We start from the raw sequence: 18,599 nt of genomic DNA on the forward strand, positions 1-18,599 counted from the left end.
GCCTGAATGATTAATTTCACAGCAAAGGGGTTGACCTAGCTGCTAAAAATGAAGTGCCAACAACCCGCCCATAACCCACATAACGTCATCGCCATCGCTGGCTCTAATCTTCGCCAGCCCCTGCCTGGGGGCTGATGGCCCTCAGAAGCCAGACAACTCAATCTACCAACACCTGGCAACGGCAACCACCCGATCAGTAACATTCAGCGTCTGGCAATGGTGGCTACTAGATGATACAATGAGTGGCACGGTGTAGATTCCGGTGGGAGAGTTTTTGATTGCCTGCGAGCGATCAAAACGCCGAAGGCGCAAGGTGTAGCCCTCAATCGCTCAGGTACCCAGAACTGCCGGAAGTTCGACCGTCTCTGGAGAGAGATTCCGCAAAATAAATTTGCGAGAATCCACCGAAGGGGAAACGATCGCACCATCCCTGCATCACGTGTGTATGCAGCGGTGTGTTGGGATTGGACAGCTCTCAGGTACACGGACAGAGGGGCCAGTTGGTCGTTGTTTACTAGCGCTGCGGTAGTTGCGCTGGCAGCAGCGACGCTTTTGTGGCTTCTATATCGAATGAACCTTGCATGTCCCCTTCGTCTGCAACATCGGCATCTGCACCCTCAGATTCATCTGTCACCTCCGCCTCGGTAGCGGGTCGTTCAGCCAAGCAAGCGAGCGAACAATTGTCGCCGTTTGTTGGTCGACATATTGGTCCTCGATCAGACGAAATCCAGCACATGCTGCGCAGCCTGGGCTTCGAAAGCCTGGAGGCACTGACTGCAGCCGTTGTACCGGCGAACATTCTGGAACTCACGCCTATCGAATTACCCTCTGGTGTCAGCGAACAACAAGCTCTGGCGGAATTGCGGGCCATGGCTGCGCGAAATCAAGTTCTGCGCAGTTTTATTGGCCAAGGCTACTACGGCACGCATGTGCCGCCAGTGATCCAGCGCAACGTACTGGAGAATCCAGGTTGGTACACGGCCTACACGCCTTATCAACCGGAGATTTCTCAAGGCCGCTTGGAGGTGTTGTTTTATTTCCAGACGTTGGTTTGTGAGCTGACCGGGATGGACATTGCCGGTGCTTCGCTGCTGGATGAAGCCACGGCAGCCGCTGAAGCGATGACGCTAGGCTTGCGACATGCTCGCCCCGGTGCCAATCGTATTCTCGTATCCACCGCCTGCCATCCGCAGACAATCGCCATGATCCACACGCGGGCCCAGCCGCTGGGGGTGGAGATCGTCCAATTCGACGAACGTCAAGGCGTGGCGGATTGGCAAGGAGTTTTCGCGCTGTTGGTACAGTATCCGGCCAGCGATGGACGGGTTGAAGATTGTACTCCACTGCTGGAACAAGCCCGGTCCCAGGGCGTGCGGACCATCGTAGCCAGTGATTTACTGGCGCTGATGCTGTTGAAAAACCCGGGTGCGATGGGTGCAGATGTTGTCATCGGATCAGCCCAGCGATTTGGAGTGCCGCTGGGATTTGGCGGTCCGCACGCCGCCTTCCTGGCAACTCGCGATGCGTACAAGCGATCGCTGCCCGGTCGGCTGGTGGGCCAAACGATCGATACACACGGTCAGCCAGCTTACCGCTTGGCGTTGCAGACTCGCGAACAACACATTCGTCGCGAGAAAGCAACCTCGAATATCTGCACGGCTCAGGCACTGCTGGCTATCATGTCTACGCTGTACGCCATGTATCATGGTCCCGAAGGCCTACAAGCTATAGCGGCTCGCGTCCACAAGCAGGCCAAGCGGCTAGCAACTGCGCTGTCGGCAGCCGGTTATCAACTGCGCCATGGCTCGTTCTTCGATACGCTGGCCGTTCATACGGGTGCTCAGACGGCTGCAGTCATGCGCCGGGCTGTCGATGCTGGTTACAATCTGCGCGGCATCGACCAGCAGACCATCGGTATCGCTTTGGATGAGACTACGACCGAAGAAGATCTGCACAATGTAGCTCAGATCTTCGGTGCTATGCTCATGACTGACGATCCAGCTGTGACGACAATTGCCAAGGCAACTCCAGTCTCCGATCTGGGGATTGGCAAACAACTGTTGCGCCAAGACCAAGTGTTGACTCAACCAGCCTTTCATGCATACCGCAGCGAGACCGAGATGATGCGCTATCTACGGCGTCTGGCCGAGATGGATATTGCGCTGGACCGGGCGATGATACCGTTGGGTTCGTGTACGATGAAGCTGAACGCGGCCGCCGAATTGTCGCCGGTTTCTTGGCCTGAGTTTAGCCACATCCATCCGCTGGCACCTGCGGACCAGTCTGCTGGATATCGGCAATTGGTCGAGCAATTGGAAAGCATGTTATGTGCAATTACCGGCTATGCTGCGGTGTCGCTGCAGCCCAATGCCGGGTCGCAGGGCGAGTATGCCGGGCTACTGGCGATTCGTCAGTATCATCAATCGCGTGGAGATGGTCAGCGCGATATCTGCTTGATTCCTAGCAGCGCTCACGGTACCAATCCAGCCAGTGCGCAGATGTGCAACATGCGTGTGCAAGTCGTGCAGTGTGACGCAGCAGGCAATGTCGACCTGACCGACCTGGATGCCAAGATCGCAGCCCACTCCGGACGCATCGCAGCCATCATGCTGACCTACCCTTCAACGCACGGAGTGTTTGAGGAAGGGGTGCGCGCGATATGTGACAAAGTTCATGCCGCTGGCGGCCAGGTGTACATCGACGGAGCCAATCTGAACGCGCTCGTGGGACTGGCCAAACCGGGCAGCTTTGGTGGCGATGTTTCACACTTGAACCTGCACAAGACGTTCTGCATTCCGCACGGTGGTGGCGGTCCCGGAATTGGCCCAGTGGCAGTTCGCGCCCATTTAGCCCCATACCTGCCGCGTGATGGACGCGACAATGGCCGTGGTGGGCCGATGGTCAGTGCCGCCGCCTTTGGCAGTGCAGGCATTCTGCCGATTTCGTGGATGTACATTCGCATGATGGGTGCCGCGGGATTGCGGCGCGCGACCCAAGTAGCCATTCTGAGCGCCAATTACATTGCTCAGCAACTCAAGAGCAAGTACCAGGTGTTGTTCACCGGTCGCAGCGGCTTGGTAGCTCACGAATGCATTTTGGATACGCGACCGTTGCAAGCTGGCGGTTTGATATCGGTAGACGATCTGGCCAAACGGTTGATTGACTACGGCTTTCACGCTCCAACCATGTCCTTCCCGGTAGCCGGGACGCTGATGATCGAACCAACTGAGAGCGAATCATTAGCCGAGCTAGATCGCTTTATCCGGGCGATGCTGTCGATCTACAGCGAATATGAGCAGGTGCGCGACGGAGTCTGGCCCAAGGACAACAATCCGCTGCGCGGTGCACCGCATACGTTGCAGTCGATTTTGGATGACAGCAAGTTAGCCTACCCCAAGCGACTAGCCGTCTGTCCTGATCCGCACAGCGACTACCGCGTCAAATACTTCCCGCCCGTCGGCCGCGTGGACAATGTCTATGGCGATCGCAACCTAGTATGCGCTTGCCCGCCCCCTGCTCGGTATGAGGAGTAGGCGTGTGCAACATGCCAGTAACCCGATCACGCAGGTGGTGGTCCGGCTCAGAGCCCGACCGACTGCGTTTGATCTGAGTTGCTGGCCGGTCGAATTCTCTGAGCCTCGCTGCCAGATTGCGCCAGCTCCGCTGGTCTCTCCCCTACAAGCCTTTACGAAGGAGAGTCCACCCTAAATAGACGCCGGTCCCAATGGCGAAAGTGGCCAGCATGGCGATGAATTGCTGGGTGCGCTGCTGGGCTGCGGCCACCAAGAAGCAGAGACTCATCGCTAAGTAAATGGCGGCGGACAGTTGTTCTATCCTGCCCAGCGGCGGAGAGTGCGGTTGACGGCGGCGAATCCACCACAGGGCCGCGACCGTCATGGATCCACACGCTGATAGCGTCAGCCCCAAGTAGGTCATCAGCTCCAAGATGCTTCCGAGAAACACAGCGACAATACTCAGCACGGCTTGCAACGCGATGGCCCAACGAAAATTGTCGGCATCTAATATCTTTGGCATAACCCCATCTGCAGCCATTTGTCGGTAGACTCGTGGACCGAGCATCAACATCGCAAACACGCTGGTCAGCATGGCTAGCAGGATGGTTGCGCGCAGCAGTTCGGCCAGTCGGTCGCCACCCAATACTTGTGCCGCGATCAGGGCTACATTTTCGCGCCCACTGCCATCTGCGTGCACTAACGCTTGAGGGCCTGGTGCGTACACAATTATCCAGTTCAATACGCAGTACAACAGCGTCACAAGTAGCGTCCCCCACAACATAGCTTGCGGGACTTGGCGGCTGGTGCGCGGCGACTCGGCGGCCACGTATACGGCAGCGTTGAATCCGGTGTAGCTGAGAGCGATCCAGGACATCGATCCCACCAAGGTCCACCACTGGCTGACCTCGGGTGGCAAAAGATTGCCGGAGCGCTCAGGCAACGGTGCCCCGCCGAGCCAGTTCCCAGCGCTGAATTGCCATAATCCTACAATGATAAACGGCAGCAGCAACAACAACTTGACGGCCACCAAACCGTTCTGAGTCCGCGTGCCCAGGCGTATTCCGAACGCGTGGCACAGCGCTGCGACCATAATGCACACGGCCGCAACCCAGGCAATCTGCGGTTGATCTGATCGCGTTTCGGGTAACAGATGTACTGCCGCGGCTTTAGCCGACAATGCAATGGGCGCGGTGAATCCAGCTATCAGCGAGATCCAGCCAGCCAAAAAGCCGATGCTCGGATGCGCCAATCTGCTCAGGAAGGCATACTCGCCGCCAGAAATTGGCAGTCGCGACACAAGACTGCCGTACGCGTGGGCTCCACTGATGGCCCACACGCCGCACAGCATCCAAGCCAGCATCACGCGACCTGGATTGCCCAGCACCGAAAGTGAGAAACCGCTGGAGGTAAATACACCCACGCCAATCATGTTCGCTACGACCAGTCCGATCAACGACGCAAACCCCAACGATTTCTCGGGGCTGACTGGACTGGGCGAATTGGCGGTATCTGTTTCCGATGGTGGCATGGTTGCATTTTAGCTGGCTAAGCGTCCAAGGGTCTTGTAGAGTGGGTCCAGCGGATGAGTATCGAAATCTTATCGCAATGCATGAAGTCACTTCTGGGCCCAAGCGACGCAACCTCGCGCCGGCCCACCACGGACATGAACCGTTATGCTGATAGTTTATCTGTGAGCGGGTGATTGTCATGGCTACCCGAATATGCCATGCTCTTGTCTTGTGACAATGTAATGGTTCGCGTTCCATCCAGCAGCGCAGCAAACGACAAAACATGACGCAGACAATTAGCTTTCGACAGCAGGTCAATCGGTACTTTGACTCGGCAGCGGCTTGGACCAAACACGACCCAACGCTGCTAGCACAAATTCGCGAGTGTAATTTTGTGGGTCGATTTGCGTTTCCCGTTGAGCTGGACAATGGCAAGATCCAAGTCATCCATGCCTGGAGGGCGCAGCATAGCTGCCACAAACTGCCCACCAAAGGCGGCATTCGCTTCAGCACTTCGGTCAACGAGGACGAAGTCACAGCGCTGGCCAGTCTGATGACCTACAAATGTGCGATTGTCGATGTACCCTACGGCGGCGCGAAGGGCGGTGTGGCCATCGACCGACAACGCTACTCGGCTGCAGAATTGGAACGGATCACGCGGCGATTTACCTTTGAGTTGAATCGCAAACATCTGATTGGTCCCGGCATCGATGTGCCTGCGCCCGACATGGGTACCAGCTCGGCGGAGATGGCCTGGATTGCCGACACCTATGCGACGCTGAACAACGGCGAACTGAATGCGATGGCGGCGGTTACTGGCAAACCGATTCCGCTGGGCGGCATACGAGGCCGTACGGAGGCCACCGGGCTAGGTGTGTTTTTTGGGGTGCGCGAAGCCTGCAGTATGGTCCAAGATATGCGTCGTCTGGGACTATCACCCGGTATCGAAGGCAAGACGGTCGCCATTCAAGGTTTTGGCAATGTGGGCTACCACACCGCCAAGTTTTTGGCTGAGGCCGGTGCGAAAGTGATCGCTGTCGGCGACTTGGCGGGGACGATCTGTAACTCGCAAGGGCTGGACATCGCAGCCGTCGACCAGCATCGGCAGCAAACCGGTTCGATCATCGGCGCTCCAGGCTCACAATTGGCTTCACCCGGCAGCAGTGTGCTGGAGCTGGAATGCGATATCCTGATTCCCGCCGCACTGGAAAACGTGATCACGCATGAGAACGCAGGCAAGATTCGCGCCAAGATCATCGGCGAAGCCGCCAATGGGCCCACGACGGCCGAGGCCAATCGAATGCTGGTCGAGCGCAATATTCTAGTCATCCCCGATGCCTACCTGAACGCAGGGGGAGTGACAGTATCCTATTTCGAGTGGCTCAAAAACTTATCCCATGTGCGTTTTGGTCGACTGGAAAAGCGTTTTGAAGAACTGTCATTTCGGCGGTTGGTGGCTGCGCTTGAGTCAGCCACGGACAAGCGGTTTGGAGCGAGCGAGATTAGCATGTTGACGCAAGGGGCCGACGAGCAGACTCTGGTCCGTTCGGGATTAGAAGAGACGATGGCTAGCGCTTATCAGCAGATTCGCGAAACGCATTTGATGCTGGATGGCAAAGTCGATCTACGGACAGCCGCCTTCGTCAACGCTATCAACAAGATTGCCGTCTGCTACGAAGAGCTGGGCATTTTCCCGTAATTCGTTGCCCCTGAGGCCACTCAGGTAACAACACCCCAGTCGGTCGCATAGCTTACAACTGCTACCTAGATGTAAAGTCTATGCAGAGTAACGTGATATCAAGCTGAAGGATCAGGATAGCGCGGCTGGAGTTGACGTTACCAAGCGATGCCAGCCGACTGGCTGGTTCCGGCTCACGTTCAGCCGTTGGATGGCTCTTCCTCTAGTTCTCATGCATCTCCGTTGTTGTCGTCTAGAATTCTAATGTACCCATTCTTCGAGTCGATCTGCGGACTTGCGAAAGCCTGGGCTGGTGTGGGACACAGACTGGCGGCGCGTGAGGCAGGCGGGAGCGCATCCTGCAGACTAAGACTGGGCCTGAAACTCGGCTCAGCCTTGGGCCGGTTTCATGTGCGATTGCAGATAGTTGGCGCGTTCAATGTTGCGTTCGCTGCCGGACAAGTCATGCCCGAGCAGTTTCTGTAAATGAGCCGGCTGTGTTTGCACAAACAGTTTGTTGATCGTGGGGATGTCGATAGCCTGGATCAGGCCCAAGTTAACTCCCATGCGAACCTTAGACAGATAATGCAGCGTCTCTTCGCTGCTGATCTTCTTGGCGGTACACAAGATCCCATAAGCGCGGCTCACATCATCGTGCAGATCTTGCTCACTTTCGACGAGCAAAAACTGTCGGGCCTTGCGTTCGTATTCGATGATTCGCGGCACGACTTCGCTGACGGTCTGCACCAATTCATCTTCGGTGCGCCCCAGCGTAATTTGATTACTGACCTGGTAAAAGTCGCCCATGAATTGTGAGCCCTCGCCGTACAGTCCGCGGACAGTCACGTTGATCTTCTGCAAACTGCGAAATACCTTTTCGATCTCGCGGGTCACCACCAGCGCGGGCAAGTGCAGCATGACGCTGACGCGAAGTCCGGTGCCAACATTGGTTGGGCAGGCCGTCAAGTAACCGAATTGCTCGTGAAAGGCGCAATTGAGTCGTTCTTGCAACAAATCGTCAATGGCATCAATCTGCTTCCATGCTTGTTGCACATCCAAACCGGTACACATAACTTGAATGCGCAGGTGATCTTCTTCGTTGATCATAATGCTAAAGCGCTCATCATGGTCGATGGCCACCGCGCGATCACCCGTGCCTTCGGCCAGTTCCAAACTCATCAATTGCCGCTCAACCAAGAAATGGCGATCGATATCTTTGAGCGTTCCTACCCGCAGAAACATCATGCCGGACCAATCTGGGACAGACTGGATGTGTTTGTGAACCGTCTTGACGATCTGTGTTCGTTCTTCGTTGTTGGCCCGACGAACAAACGGGAATTCAGCCAGGTTGCGTGCCAGTCGCACGCGACTGCTAATGACGATGTCGGACTCGGGGCCCGATCCGCGTAGCCACTGTCCACACTTGCCAACCAGATCGTTAATTTCCACGATTTACGACGCTTTGATTAATAACAGCACTAAATGATTGAATCTGGTGTTTCTCACGAGGTTGACCAACGGTCAGCTCAACCTTCATCGGCTGAGTGCGGTGGAGTCTGTTGGTTGATTTCATCCCAAACCGCTTCATCACCTTGTTGAGTCCGCTGAATCCAGTCGCGAATTTTGCTAGCCTTTTCGTAATTCTCGTGGTTGATCGCATCCTGCATCTCTCTGCGTAGTTGCAACAAGCGATGCTGACGATCTGGTGCTCCCAACGGCCGACTGGGGCGTTTGCCTTGGTGGGTTGTCGAGCCGTGAATATTCTTGAGCAGCGGTTCTAAATCCGGCTGGAAGCATACATAGTCATAGGCACATCCCAAGCGACCTGCCTGACGAAATTCAGCAAAACTAAGTCCACACATCGGGCAAGTCTTCTTGTCGAGCTTGGCAAGTTGTTCGGCGGTCTGTTCCAGTTTGAGTTGTTTGGCCAACAAATTGGCCAAGGCATTGGGCGGGACGTCCTCGGTCTCTTGAGCCAGATAGATTCTGGCATGCTCTTCGCATAGATGCACCTTCACCGGACCGCTGGGCTGAGTCAGCTCGGTAATGTGAAACGTGGCAGGCTTTTCGCAATGTTGACACTTCATGACGGGCCGCGTGAATCAAGTTCAATTGTCGTTCGGAAGGTTAGACACAAAACGATACAATTTGCAGGACTATGTAAATGGTTAACATGAACAGGGTAATCCGAAATGCGTTTCCCATGATCTCACCGATAATCAAGTCTCGCTTTTCATGGCGAGTCGCACCGATAACCGCTGCGCTAGCGGCTAATAATGGCACATACATTAACAAGTACATCCACGAAACGCTTACCAACATGATCCATGCTCCGAAAACGACGAGCCCACGCCCGCCAACTCGCTCAGTACAACTTCACCTAGCCTGTAAACTCACTTGCCTGTATCCGCCTCATTTATCTACAGCCTCATTTATCTTCTGATGGCGGGTTTTTCTTATGCGAACCTGGTGGCGGCAAAGGCCCAGAGTAAGCATCATAGACCGCCAGAATATTCAGCAACCCCGCGACCATCGTATATAACGTTCCCAGATCAAACCCAGATGCGGTCTTCTGATGCCACAGGTCCAATTGTTTGGTGCTGGTGGGTGCCGCAAAAATTGCTTGGTTATCGTCCGCATCAACGTTCGGGTCGTTTTCGAAAAACCAACCTTCAAACAGCGCTGAATTGCCACCGCTTTTGCGCCATGCTTGAACTGCAGCGGGGATGGCAGGTAGCCCCACGCCTGCTTGCAGAACATACTGCCATCGACGTTCCACCCCATTCCATGAAGCATACACGCACCGCCCACCCGACACGATCATTCCCACGATCAGGCAGGACATAATCGACACAAAGTAGATCGCGGCCTTGAATTTTCGCTCTTGATAGTAATGTCCGGCACCGGGGACCAGCCACCCCAGAAAAGCTGCTAACCTGCGATTGTGCAAATTCAGCGGTTCGCCATCGGCAATCACGAACTCGCCTGCCGTGGATGGATTGCGGCTTTGAGCCATACAGTCAAACTCGCTTGCTACCCAGGGCAAATATGTGTGCCACTGGAGGGATCGTTAGTGGTTTTGTGGCGTGTCGCAGCCGACTTACTCAGAATCAAACCGATTCTGATCGGGCGCGACCGCAAGGAAACTCTCAGATCGGTATTCTATCCGGTTTGGTGCATGGGCAAAGAGTAGTTCAGTCTCTACCACTGCCACGAATTGCCGTCGGCCCCGCCTGCCCTTGAAACTCCTTCGGTCAAATTTTCATTCGATTCTCAAAGTAGAAATATTGGACTGCCCAGCTAAACTGGTCCAGTTCGCTGCTGATTTTGGCTTATATTGGTGGGGTTAGGCCAGTTGATTCCAATGCCATCTGCAGCCACCCTTGCCAGAGAGCGGACGCAATGTGCTGGTCCACGACCTAGTAACCGAAGCGACTACAGATTCAGAACTCCGATCAGAAATTTCAGCCATGCACACGTTGACGAATTGCATTGTTTGGGGATTCCATATAGCTGTTTTCGGATGCTGCCTGTGCCAGAGTCTGCGGGCGGATGATTCGCCGGTGCGAGAACTTCGGCAATTTGAGCGACAGCAGTTAACCGGCACTTACTATTCGGAAGGCATCGCTGTTGGAGATCTCAATGGCGATGGCACCCAAGACATCGTTTATGGTCCGATGTGGTACGCAGGTCCCAGTTTTGAGCAGGGGCATGAAATCTATCCGGCGGTTGCCCAACCAATGGAAAAATATGCCGACCATTTCTTTGCCTGGGTCTACGATTTCGACGGCGATGGCGCTCAAGACGTGTTGGCGGTTGGCTTTCCAGGCACAGCCGCCTATGTCTATCGCAATCCCGGCAAAGGCGTTGGTAAATGGAGCAAGCATCAAGTGTTGGACTGGGTATCCAACGAATCGCCACAGTTTACTCAATTAACCGGCAATGCCACACCGGAACTTATTTGCACACGTGACGGGTTTTTCGGTTTTGCCACGATTGATGCCAGTCGTCCATTGGAAGCTTGGACGTTTCATCCCATCTCGGAGAAAATCGCTCCTGCGCGGTTTGGCCACGGATTGGGCGTCGGCGATGTCAATGGTGATGGCTTGATGGATGTGATTCACTCCGGCGGCTGGTTCGAGCAGCCGGCCAGCGGAGCCAACAATGGTCGTTGGCGATTGCACGAGGTGAGCTTGAGCAACGCATACGGCGGTGCCGATATGTTCGCTTATGATGTCGATGGCGACGGTTTGAACGACATCATCACCTCCGAGGCGGCACACGACTTTGGCATTTCCTGGTACAGGCAGGTGCGCGACGGCGATCACACCAGGTTTGAGCGTCAGGTCATCATGGGGCAGCAAGCCGCTGACAGCCAATACGGCGTACTGTTCACTGAGCCGCACAGCCTTCGCGTGGCGGACATCGATGGTGATGGCTTGCAGGACATCGTCTCAGGCAAGACCTACTATTCGCATCACCGCCAAAGCCCGATGTGGGATGCTGGTCCGGTCGTGTATTGGTTCCGTCTAGTCCGTACGGAAGCGGGCATCGATTGGTTGCCCTATCTGATTGACTCGGCCAGTGGCATCGGGCGGCAGGTCATCGTGGCAGACATCAACGGCGATGGATTGCCAGATGTGGCCACTGGCGGCATGTTGGGGGCTCATGTGCTGCTGCAAAAGGTTCAGCAGGTCAGCGAGGAGCAATTCAGGGCCGCGCAGCCCAAACCGTTCGTCGCCCCAGCACCTCCGGCGACACCGGCAGCCAAGCGACTGCGCGGTTCGCGCAATCCAATTGGTGCCGACGGAAAGATCTCCGACGCCATCGAAGCCGAAAAATTGAAAGTCGACGTCAGCCGCGGCACGGCACAGCAGCAGTCGATGCAAAGTTTTCCGGAGGATCGCTGGAGTAGCGGTAAGCAGCTCTGGTGGACCGGCGGCAAGCCCGGCGATCGGCTGACTGTCGAATTGGACGTTTTGGCCGACGTGACCGCTGTGCAACTGGTTCTAACCTGCGCTCCCGACTACGGTGTCGTTCAGTTCTGGATCGACGACCAGCGGTTGGGCGAGGCCGTCGATCTGTACGAACCTAAGGTTGTTACGTCTGGCCTGTTGGAATTCGCATCGCCTCAACTTCAGGCGGGTAAGCATACGCTGTCAGTTGAAATAGTGGGTGCCAATCCCAAAGCGGTGCGGCGTTTCATGTTCGGCATCGACTGCATTCGGTTTAGGCAATCCAATCAGCCGCTGAGCGGCCCGCTGGATGGGGTACCACCTGTGTCCAGTGACGGACGCAAATTGAATCTTGACTTTGAAACGGGCGATCTGACCGACTGGACGGCAGAAGGCCAGGCGTTTACCGGCCAACCGGTTCGTGGGGATGCAGTCGCCTTGCGCCGCGACGACGATTACAGTCGGCATGAAGGCAACTACTGGGTTGGAAGTTATGAACGGTCCGGCGATGCACCTCAAGGTACCTTGACCAGCGTCGCCTTTCGAGTTTCTCAGCCCTACGCGGCGTTTCTAATCGGTGGCGGCAACTCTCCGCAGACGCGGGTCGAGCTGTTCGTGGAAGGCCAAGCCAAGCCGTTCTTCGTAGCCAGCGGCAAACAGACTGAAAAACTCTCGCCGGTCGTGGTGGATCTGCGCGAAGTGCTGAACAAACAGGTTTATATTCGACTGGTTGACGAAAGCTCAGGTGGGTGGGGACATATCAATTTCGACCATTTTCGACTGCACCCGCAAAACCCTGTTGGCTCGATTCCCACCGAACAAGAGTTATCCCCTGACCAGTATCCCTACGCTGGGCTACCGGCCCAGCAAGCCGCTGCGGCCATGAAGCTGCCTGAAGGTTTTCACGTTATTGCCTGCGCTGCGGAGCCGAATGTAAAACAACCGATCGCCATGGCCGTAGATGATCGCGGGCGAGTCTGGATCGCTGAGGCATACGAATACCCAATCCGATCTAAAGCCGAAAAAGGGCGTGATCGCATTCTGATTTTTGAAGACACCTCTGGCGATGGTGTGTTTGATTCACACACCGTGTTCTACGAGGGCCTGAATTTGGTCAGCGGATTGGAAGTCGGGTTCGGGGGCGTGTGGGTTGGTGCAGCCCCCTACTTGCTATTCATCCCGGATGCCAACGGCGACGACATTCCGGATGGCGAACCTCAAGTATTGCTCGACGGCTGGGGCTATCAGGATACGCATGAGACACTCAACACGTTCTGCTGGGGGCCGGATGGCTGGTTGTATGGTTGCCACGGCGTCTTTACGCATTCCAAAGTTGGCAAGCCCGGCACCGAGCCTGATGCACGGGTGCCAATCAATGCTGGTGTCTGGCGTTATCATCCGTTGCGGCATGAATTCGAGGTGTTTGCCCACGGCACGAGTAATCCCTGGGGACTGGATTTTAATGAAGTTGGCCAAGCCTTCGTCACCGCCTGCGTCATTCCGCACCTGTATCACATCATTCCGCAAGGTCGCTATCAACGCCAGGCGGGCCGACATTTCAATCCCCATACTTACGACAACCTCATGACTATTGCTGACCACTTTCACTACCTGGGGCCAACTCCTCACAGTGGCAACAGTCGCTCCGACGCAGCGGGTGGAGGTCATGCACACGCAGGCGCATTGATCTATCAGGGCGGTGCCTGGCCCGATGAGTATCGCGGCGCACTGCTGATGAACAACATCCACGGCCAGCGGCTGAACATGGATCGTTTGATTCCATCCGGTTCAGGTTATGTTGGCAAACATGCTCCCGATTTTCTTTTGACCGGCGATCAGGCATCGCAGATTCTGAATATGCAACTGGGCCCTGATGGGCAAGTGCTGATGATCGACTGGTATGACATGCAAGCTTGCCATCGCAATGAAGTCGAGGTACACGATCGTAGCAACGGACGGATTTACAAAATCTGCTACGGTCCTCATCGCGCGGTACAGGTCGAACTAGCTAAATTGACCGACGCGCAGCTCGTACAGCACACGCTTAGTGAAAATGAGTGGTACGTCCGCCATGCGCGGCGATTGCTCCAAGAACGTGCGGCACGCGGCACCCTGGCATCTGCCGCAACCGACCAATTGATAACGATCGCCACCACGCATGCGAGCGTGAGTCGACGCCTGCGCGCCATCTGGGCCCTGCACGTTGTCGGGACCTTTGATCAAGGACTATACGGCAAGCTATTGACCGATAGCAGCCCGCAGGTACGCGATTGGGCCGTGCGCTTGCGCATGGAGCAACTCGGCTATCGGCCGTCAGCAGACGAGCTGCAGCAACTCGTTCGGCTGGCGCAGCACGATACTTCTCCCGTGGTGCGCTTGTCGCTGGCATCGGTAGGCGCGCGACTGCCCACTGCGCAGCGCTGGTCGCTGATGGAAGCCCTGACCGGACATGGTGGGGATTCCCAGGATCATAACTTGCCACTTATGTACTGGTACGCCATGGAGCCATTGGCCGACGAAGATCCAGATCGTGCCATGGCATTGGGCATCAGGGCCGGCCAGAACATTCCGCTGCTGCGCGAATTTATGCTGCGGCGCCTAGCAGCCTCTGGCGGTACCGGCGATGTGCAGCGGTTGGTCAATGCGTTGGGGCGAGTCGATTCGGCTGAGATTCAACTCACGTTTTTGTCAGCAATTCAATCAGCATTGGCAGGTCAGCGACGTGCGCCACAACCCGACGGCTGGCCCGCGTTGTACGCTCAACTTGCCAGCAGTTCGTCCGCAGCGGTTCAATCGGCGGCAACGCGACTGGGCGTCGTATTTGGTGACGCGGCGGCCAGGCAACGACAACGCGAAATCCTGGCTGATACTAGTGAACCCGAATCAGCACAGTTGAGCGCCCTACAGTCGCTGCTGTCTGCTGGCGATGACCAATTGGTCAAGCCGTTGCTGGACATCATCGGCCAACGTATGGACCGCGATCGGCTGGTCGAACAAGCCATTATTGGTTTAGCACAGTACGAACAGGACACTGCAGCTCAACAATTGGTCAACGTCTATGATCGCTTGACCGCCAATCAGCGACGCGCCGCCATCGCAACATTGTGCGCGCGAAAGAGTAGCGGACACGTTCTGCTGGATGCAATTTCCGCTGGACGCATAAAAGCTGCTGACTTGACGGCTGACCTCGCGCGACAATTGGAGCATTTGTCAGATGCTGGATTGTCCGAGAAGCTGGCCAAGCAGTGGGGACAAGTGCGGCGCACAGCTGAAGATAAGTCGCAACAAATCAAGCACTATGCGCAATTGATCCACCGTAGCGACTTGCCACCCGTTGATCTGGCATTGGGGCGTGCATTGTTCGCCAAGACATGTCAGCGCTGTCACGTATTGTATGGAATCGGGCAGCAACTTGGACCAGACATCACCGGTTCAAACCGCACCAACATCGACTATCTATTGGAAAATATCGTCGACCCCAGCGCTGTCATGGCCAAAGAATATCGCCAGTCGATCGCCCTGACCTACGATGGCCAAGTTATCACGGGCATCGTCCGCCAAGAGACGGACGCAGCAGTCACGATTCAAACTGCGGAAGCTAGCCTGGTGGTGCCCAAGGCCGAGATCGACTCGTTAAGCGAAAGCCAACAGTCGATGATGCCCGATGACCAACTGAGCCAGTTTAGCGATCACGAGGTTCGCAGCTTGTTGGCCTATCTGCGTCACTCACAACAAACACCACTGTTGGCGACTACCGAGAATGCTCGCGACCTGTTTAACGGGCGCACGTTGGATGGCTGGTCTGGTAACATGCAGGTGTGGAGCGTGCAGGATGGCGAGATCGTCGGCAGTAGCCAAGGGCTGCACCGCAATGAATTCTTGGTCAGTGATTTACTAGCTCGTGATTTCAAACTGTCGCTTGAAGTCAAACTGGTGGACAACAAGGGCAATAGCGGTATCCAGTTCCGCAGTCGTGTCTTGCCCGAAAACGACGTGGCCGGCTACCAAGCCGACATCGGTGCGGGCTGGTGGGGCAAACTGTACGAGGAGCATGGCCGACAGATTTTGTGGAAGCAGGGAGGCGAGCAGTTTCTCAAATCCGGCCAGTGGAACACCTATGAAATTGAAGCTATTGGCAGTCACGTCCGCACGTGGCTTAATGGCAATCTGTGTGTGGACCTAGACGATCCCGCGGGAAGCCGAGAAGGCATCTTTGCCTTGCAGGTTCATAGCGGCTCGGCAACCGAAGTACGATTCCGCAACCTTAAGCTGGAAGTCAAGTAAGGCGAGCCAAGTATTGGTCGCTATTCTGACGCTCTCGGTGGGCCAACTGCATTGCTACCGTCACGAGGCAGTGGCTACTGGGAGATTTCGCCGTTTGCCTGAGCAATCACGACGCGCCAGGCTCCCTTGGCTCTCGGCCACAGCATGTCACAACTCGTGTTTGGCGGGTATACTTAGCGGCCTGGCCTAGAACGCAAACCGTTTCCAATATAGGAGAGTAAATCATGCGAGGCGTAACCGGTTGGCTGATGTCGGCGCTTGTGGTGCTGGTCGGAATCAGCGGCTGTGGAAAATCTGAACCCCAAGCCACTTCACAGAATCTGTTGCCTGACGAAATGCCTGTGTGGTTGGAGTCCTATGACGATGCTCAGGCTGCCAGCGCGCGGACCGGCAAGCCGATTTTGGCAAACTTTACCGGTAGCGATTGGTGCAGCTGGTGCATTCGCCTGCACAAAGAAGTGTTCTCAACCGCCGAATTTAAGAAGTGGTCTGACAAGAATGTTGTGCTGTTGGAGCTGGACTTTCCGCGTCGCAAAGAGCTGAGTGCCGAACTGGCGCAACAGAACCAACAGTTAGCCCAAAAGTTTAAGATTCAAGGCTATCCCACGATCGTCTTTATAAACTCGGCAGGTGAACAAATCGCCACCTACGGATACGACCAAGGTGGTCCTGAAGTTTGGACGCAGCGAGCCGACGAACTGCTAGGCATCTACCCCACCGCCACACCATCCGCAACGAATTAGGCGAGTGGCCAATACGACAAGCCTGTAGTTACTTGCCAGCCTATGGCCTGTTGCGATTGCCGTGCTCTCCATCATTTGGTGCTACCCGCCAATATCCAGTTTGGTCATCCGCTGAGGGAACGACTTACTTTTTTCCACACACTGACCAATATCGGTGCGGCCGACGTTGGTGCGTTCTATCAGCCTGGGGATATCGTAGAGAAGACCAACGCTTCGCAGCTCCAAAGTCGCTGGCCGTAAGTTGGACTAGATAATTGATGAAGCGAATGGAATCTCCGCTGGTTATTTAACATCAGCTTGCAGGTGTTGGTCGGCGAACTGCCTATCGCCACATGGCTGAACCATTGCGAGCGGCGGGAAGCACAAGGGGCCGATGCGCAGACTGTCCATCGCCGGGGAATAGATTGTGCGGGGGAATCGGGGTGGCCGGCTGACCACTGGTCGAATGCAGCTTGCGTTTGTACCAATCTTGCGAATCGTTAGCTGCATCGGCAGCTTGCGAATGCAATGGCTCAGGCCGATCCTGTACCGCGCTTGGTATAGGCTGGGCGGCGGCCAAGGCAATGGCTTGATCCAGCGAAATCAATGATTGCGAACGTTCCGGTAGAATCAGCGGGACTGCCGAAGGGTCCTGAGTCGATGCACTGGTCGCGCTGTCCACGGCAGCGCTGCCGGCCATCGCTAACGGATCGCTGGCATGCGAGGGCGACAACGAAAGCGCCTGCTGTCGATCGCGCAACGGCGGTGCACTGGATTGAGCAGCCGATGCAAGCTGCACATCGGCTGCTGTGCTTTGTTGGCGGCGCAGGCGAGGCGCGTAGGCTAACAGGTCTTTCGGACTATCGTCGATCAACCATTGATTCCAATTGACCTGAAAGTCGCCAATCGACTGGTAGCCGTAGGTCTGTGCCAGCGCCTGCGGCCAGTTCTCTGAACGCATACCCGCGTTTAGAAATTGGATGAACTCGTGTGGGCCAGCTTGGTCCAACAGGAATTGCACTGCCGAATGCCCTTGAGCATAAAGTGGCAAAATATCTTGAGGATATTCCTTCAATCGAAACATTTCATTGAAGGCCAGGCCCCGTCCCGATTTTAGAAACTGGCGTAAGAAGTGGCGATGTTTCTGCTTCTCTGCTTCATGTTCGACGGTGGTCGCCGCGCCTTCGTCGGCCCATCTGGGAACGTACTTGTTCAGTCGGCCGAAGTACGTGGCCAGCAGAGTGTGCGTAATTTCATGAGGTAAGACACTATCCAAGATGCGCTCACGTGTTCCTTGCACGCTCATCATCCAATTGCCGGGAATACCATGGCTGAGCGCAAATCGCGTCTCGCCACCTGCACCTAAGTTCTCCGAGTCTTGTACATGGATAGGACAGCGCTGCGACCAGTCCGGCAATTCGTGACCAAACCAATGCATGGCCAGCTCTTGGCGTTGCGATTCGGCAGCTTCCGCCACCTGCTGAGCCCAATGCGACTCGGACGCAAACACGATAAAGTTTGTGGAATGCGCCACGAACTGACTGCGGCGCGGTGCTGGTGTTGTTCCGCGCACCACTGAAGGTCCAAGCTGTGCTGGGGACATTACGGGAACTGAAAACGGCATCATGTTTGGAGCCATCCCGGGCAGCATCTGTGGTGTGACGCTGGACATCATCGGACCAGGATAGGCCGCATGCATGTGAGCCGCTGGCGGGATCGCCTGATGCAGAAACTGCGCCTCAACAGCGGCCGATAAGCAGACAGATAGTACTAGCCCCAGGACGGGGCGCAATCGACGAGCCTCCATGCTCGATTCTCCCTTTAATTTTGCTCTATCACGACAGTTCCCGTCGCGGTCAGGCGGCAGTCTAGTTAACCCACTCGACCGTCGAAAGTGCAATCCGTTGATAGCATTACCGTGATCCGATAGCAGCAAA

The 18,599-nt window shown here is 55.8% G+C and carries 10 protein-coding genes and 1 riboswitch; of the genes, 4 read left to right on the plus strand and 6 right to left on the minus strand.

What is annotated here, in order from left to right; translation table 11 throughout:
* The first annotated feature begins 253 nt into the window (after positions 1–253).
* A riboswitch (glycine riboswitch) is annotated at positions 254–357 on the plus strand.
* A 224-nt stretch (positions 358–581) separates the two neighbouring features.
* Complete coding sequence (gene gcvP / locus KF752_01815) at positions 582–3,533, plus strand: aminomethyl-transferring glycine dehydrogenase (protein ID MBX3420271.1); 2,952 nt, start codon at positions 582–584, stop codon at positions 3,531–3,533.
* 142 nt (positions 3,534–3,675) lie between these two features.
* Here gcvP and KF752_01820 read toward each other — a convergent pair whose 3' ends face one another.
* Positions 3,676–5,043: an APC family permease gene (locus KF752_01820; protein MBX3420272.1), complete on the minus strand. Its 1,368-nt coding sequence runs from the start codon at positions 5,041–5,043 to the stop codon at positions 3,676–3,678.
* Positions 5,044–5,306: 263 nt separating this feature from the next.
* Between KF752_01820 and KF752_01825 the strand changes: the two genes are divergently transcribed.
* Positions 5,307–6,722, plus strand: a complete 1,416-nt coding sequence (locus KF752_01825) for a Glu/Leu/Phe/Val dehydrogenase (protein MBX3420273.1) — start codon at positions 5,307–5,309, stop codon at positions 6,720–6,722.
* A 369-nt stretch (positions 6,723–7,091) separates the two neighbouring features.
* Here KF752_01825 and KF752_01830 read toward each other — a convergent pair whose 3' ends face one another.
* From KF752_01830 to KF752_01845, 4 genes are all read right to left on the minus strand, one after another.
* Entirely contained in the window at positions 7,092–8,150 is a 1,059-nt protein-coding gene (locus tag KF752_01830; GenBank protein MBX3420274.1) for a protein arginine kinase, read from the minus strand.
* A 77-nt stretch (positions 8,151–8,227) separates the two neighbouring features.
* Complete coding sequence (locus KF752_01835) at positions 8,228–8,788, minus strand: UvrB/UvrC motif-containing protein (protein ID MBX3420275.1); 561 nt, start codon at positions 8,786–8,788, stop codon at positions 8,228–8,230.
* 40 nt (positions 8,789–8,828) lie between these two features.
* Complete coding sequence (locus tag KF752_01840) at positions 8,829–9,023, minus strand: hypothetical protein (protein ID MBX3420276.1); 195 nt, start codon at positions 9,021–9,023, stop codon at positions 8,829–8,831.
* A 106-nt stretch (positions 9,024–9,129) separates the two neighbouring features.
* Entirely contained in the window at positions 9,130–9,717 is a 588-nt protein-coding gene (locus KF752_01845) for a hypothetical protein (GenBank protein ID MBX3420277.1), read from the minus strand.
* Positions 9,718–10,171: 454 nt separating this feature from the next.
* Here KF752_01845 and KF752_01850 point away from each other — a divergent pair, with 454 nt between their 5' ends.
* Positions 10,172–15,940 (plus strand): DUF1080 domain-containing protein, encoded by a 5,769-nt coding sequence (locus KF752_01850; GenBank protein MBX3420278.1) that lies wholly within the window; start codon positions 10,172–10,174, stop codon positions 15,938–15,940.
* Between the two features lie 224 nt (positions 15,941–16,164).
* Positions 16,165–16,683, plus strand: a complete 519-nt coding sequence (locus KF752_01855) for a thioredoxin family protein (GenBank protein ID MBX3420279.1) — start codon at positions 16,165–16,167, stop codon at positions 16,681–16,683.
* A 322-nt stretch (positions 16,684–17,005) separates the two neighbouring features.
* Here the strand turns inward: KF752_01855 and KF752_01860 are convergent, their stop codons facing one another.
* Positions 17,006–18,469 carry a hypothetical protein gene (locus KF752_01860; GenBank protein MBX3420280.1) on the minus strand — a complete coding sequence of 488 codons (1,464 nt, stop codon included), beginning with the start codon at positions 18,467–18,469 and terminating at the stop codon, positions 17,006–17,008.
* Positions 18,470–18,599: the final 130 nt, after the last annotated feature.

It is taken from the genome of Pirellulaceae bacterium, from assembly GCA_019636385.1.
In the GTDB taxonomy this organism is placed as follows: Bacteria; Planctomycetota; Planctomycetia; order Pirellulales; family Pirellulaceae; genus Aureliella.

What these genes read in the sequence shown, in the direction of transcription:
- gcvP (MBX3420271.1), top strand. Translation starts at nt 582, where the DNA reads ATGTCCCCTTCGTCTGCAACATCGGCATCTGCACCCTCAGATTCATCT.
- KF752_01820 (MBX3420272.1), bottom strand. Translation starts at nt 5,043, where the DNA reads ATGCCACCATCGGAAACAGATACCGCCAATTCGCCCAGTCCAGTCAGC.
- KF752_01825 (MBX3420273.1), top strand. Translation starts at nt 5,307, where the DNA reads ATGACGCAGACAATTAGCTTTCGACAGCAGGTCAATCGGTACTTTGAC.
- KF752_01835 (MBX3420275.1), bottom strand. Translation starts at nt 8,788, where the DNA reads ATGAAGTGTCAACATTGCGAAAAGCCTGCCACGTTTCACATTACCGAG.
- KF752_01840 (MBX3420276.1), bottom strand. Translation starts at nt 9,023, where the DNA reads ATGTTGGTAAGCGTTTCGTGGATGTACTTGTTAATGTATGTGCCATTA.
- KF752_01845 (MBX3420277.1), bottom strand. Translation starts at nt 9,717, where the DNA reads ATGGCTCAAAGCCGCAATCCATCCACGGCAGGCGAGTTCGTGATTGCC.
- KF752_01850 (MBX3420278.1), top strand. Translation starts at nt 10,172, where the DNA reads ATGCACACGTTGACGAATTGCATTGTTTGGGGATTCCATATAGCTGTT.
- KF752_01855 (MBX3420279.1), top strand. Translation starts at nt 16,165, where the DNA reads ATGCGAGGCGTAACCGGTTGGCTGATGTCGGCGCTTGTGGTGCTGGTC.
- KF752_01860 (MBX3420280.1), bottom strand. Translation starts at nt 18,469, where the DNA reads ATGGAGGCTCGTCGATTGCGCCCCGTCCTGGGGCTAGTACTATCTGTC.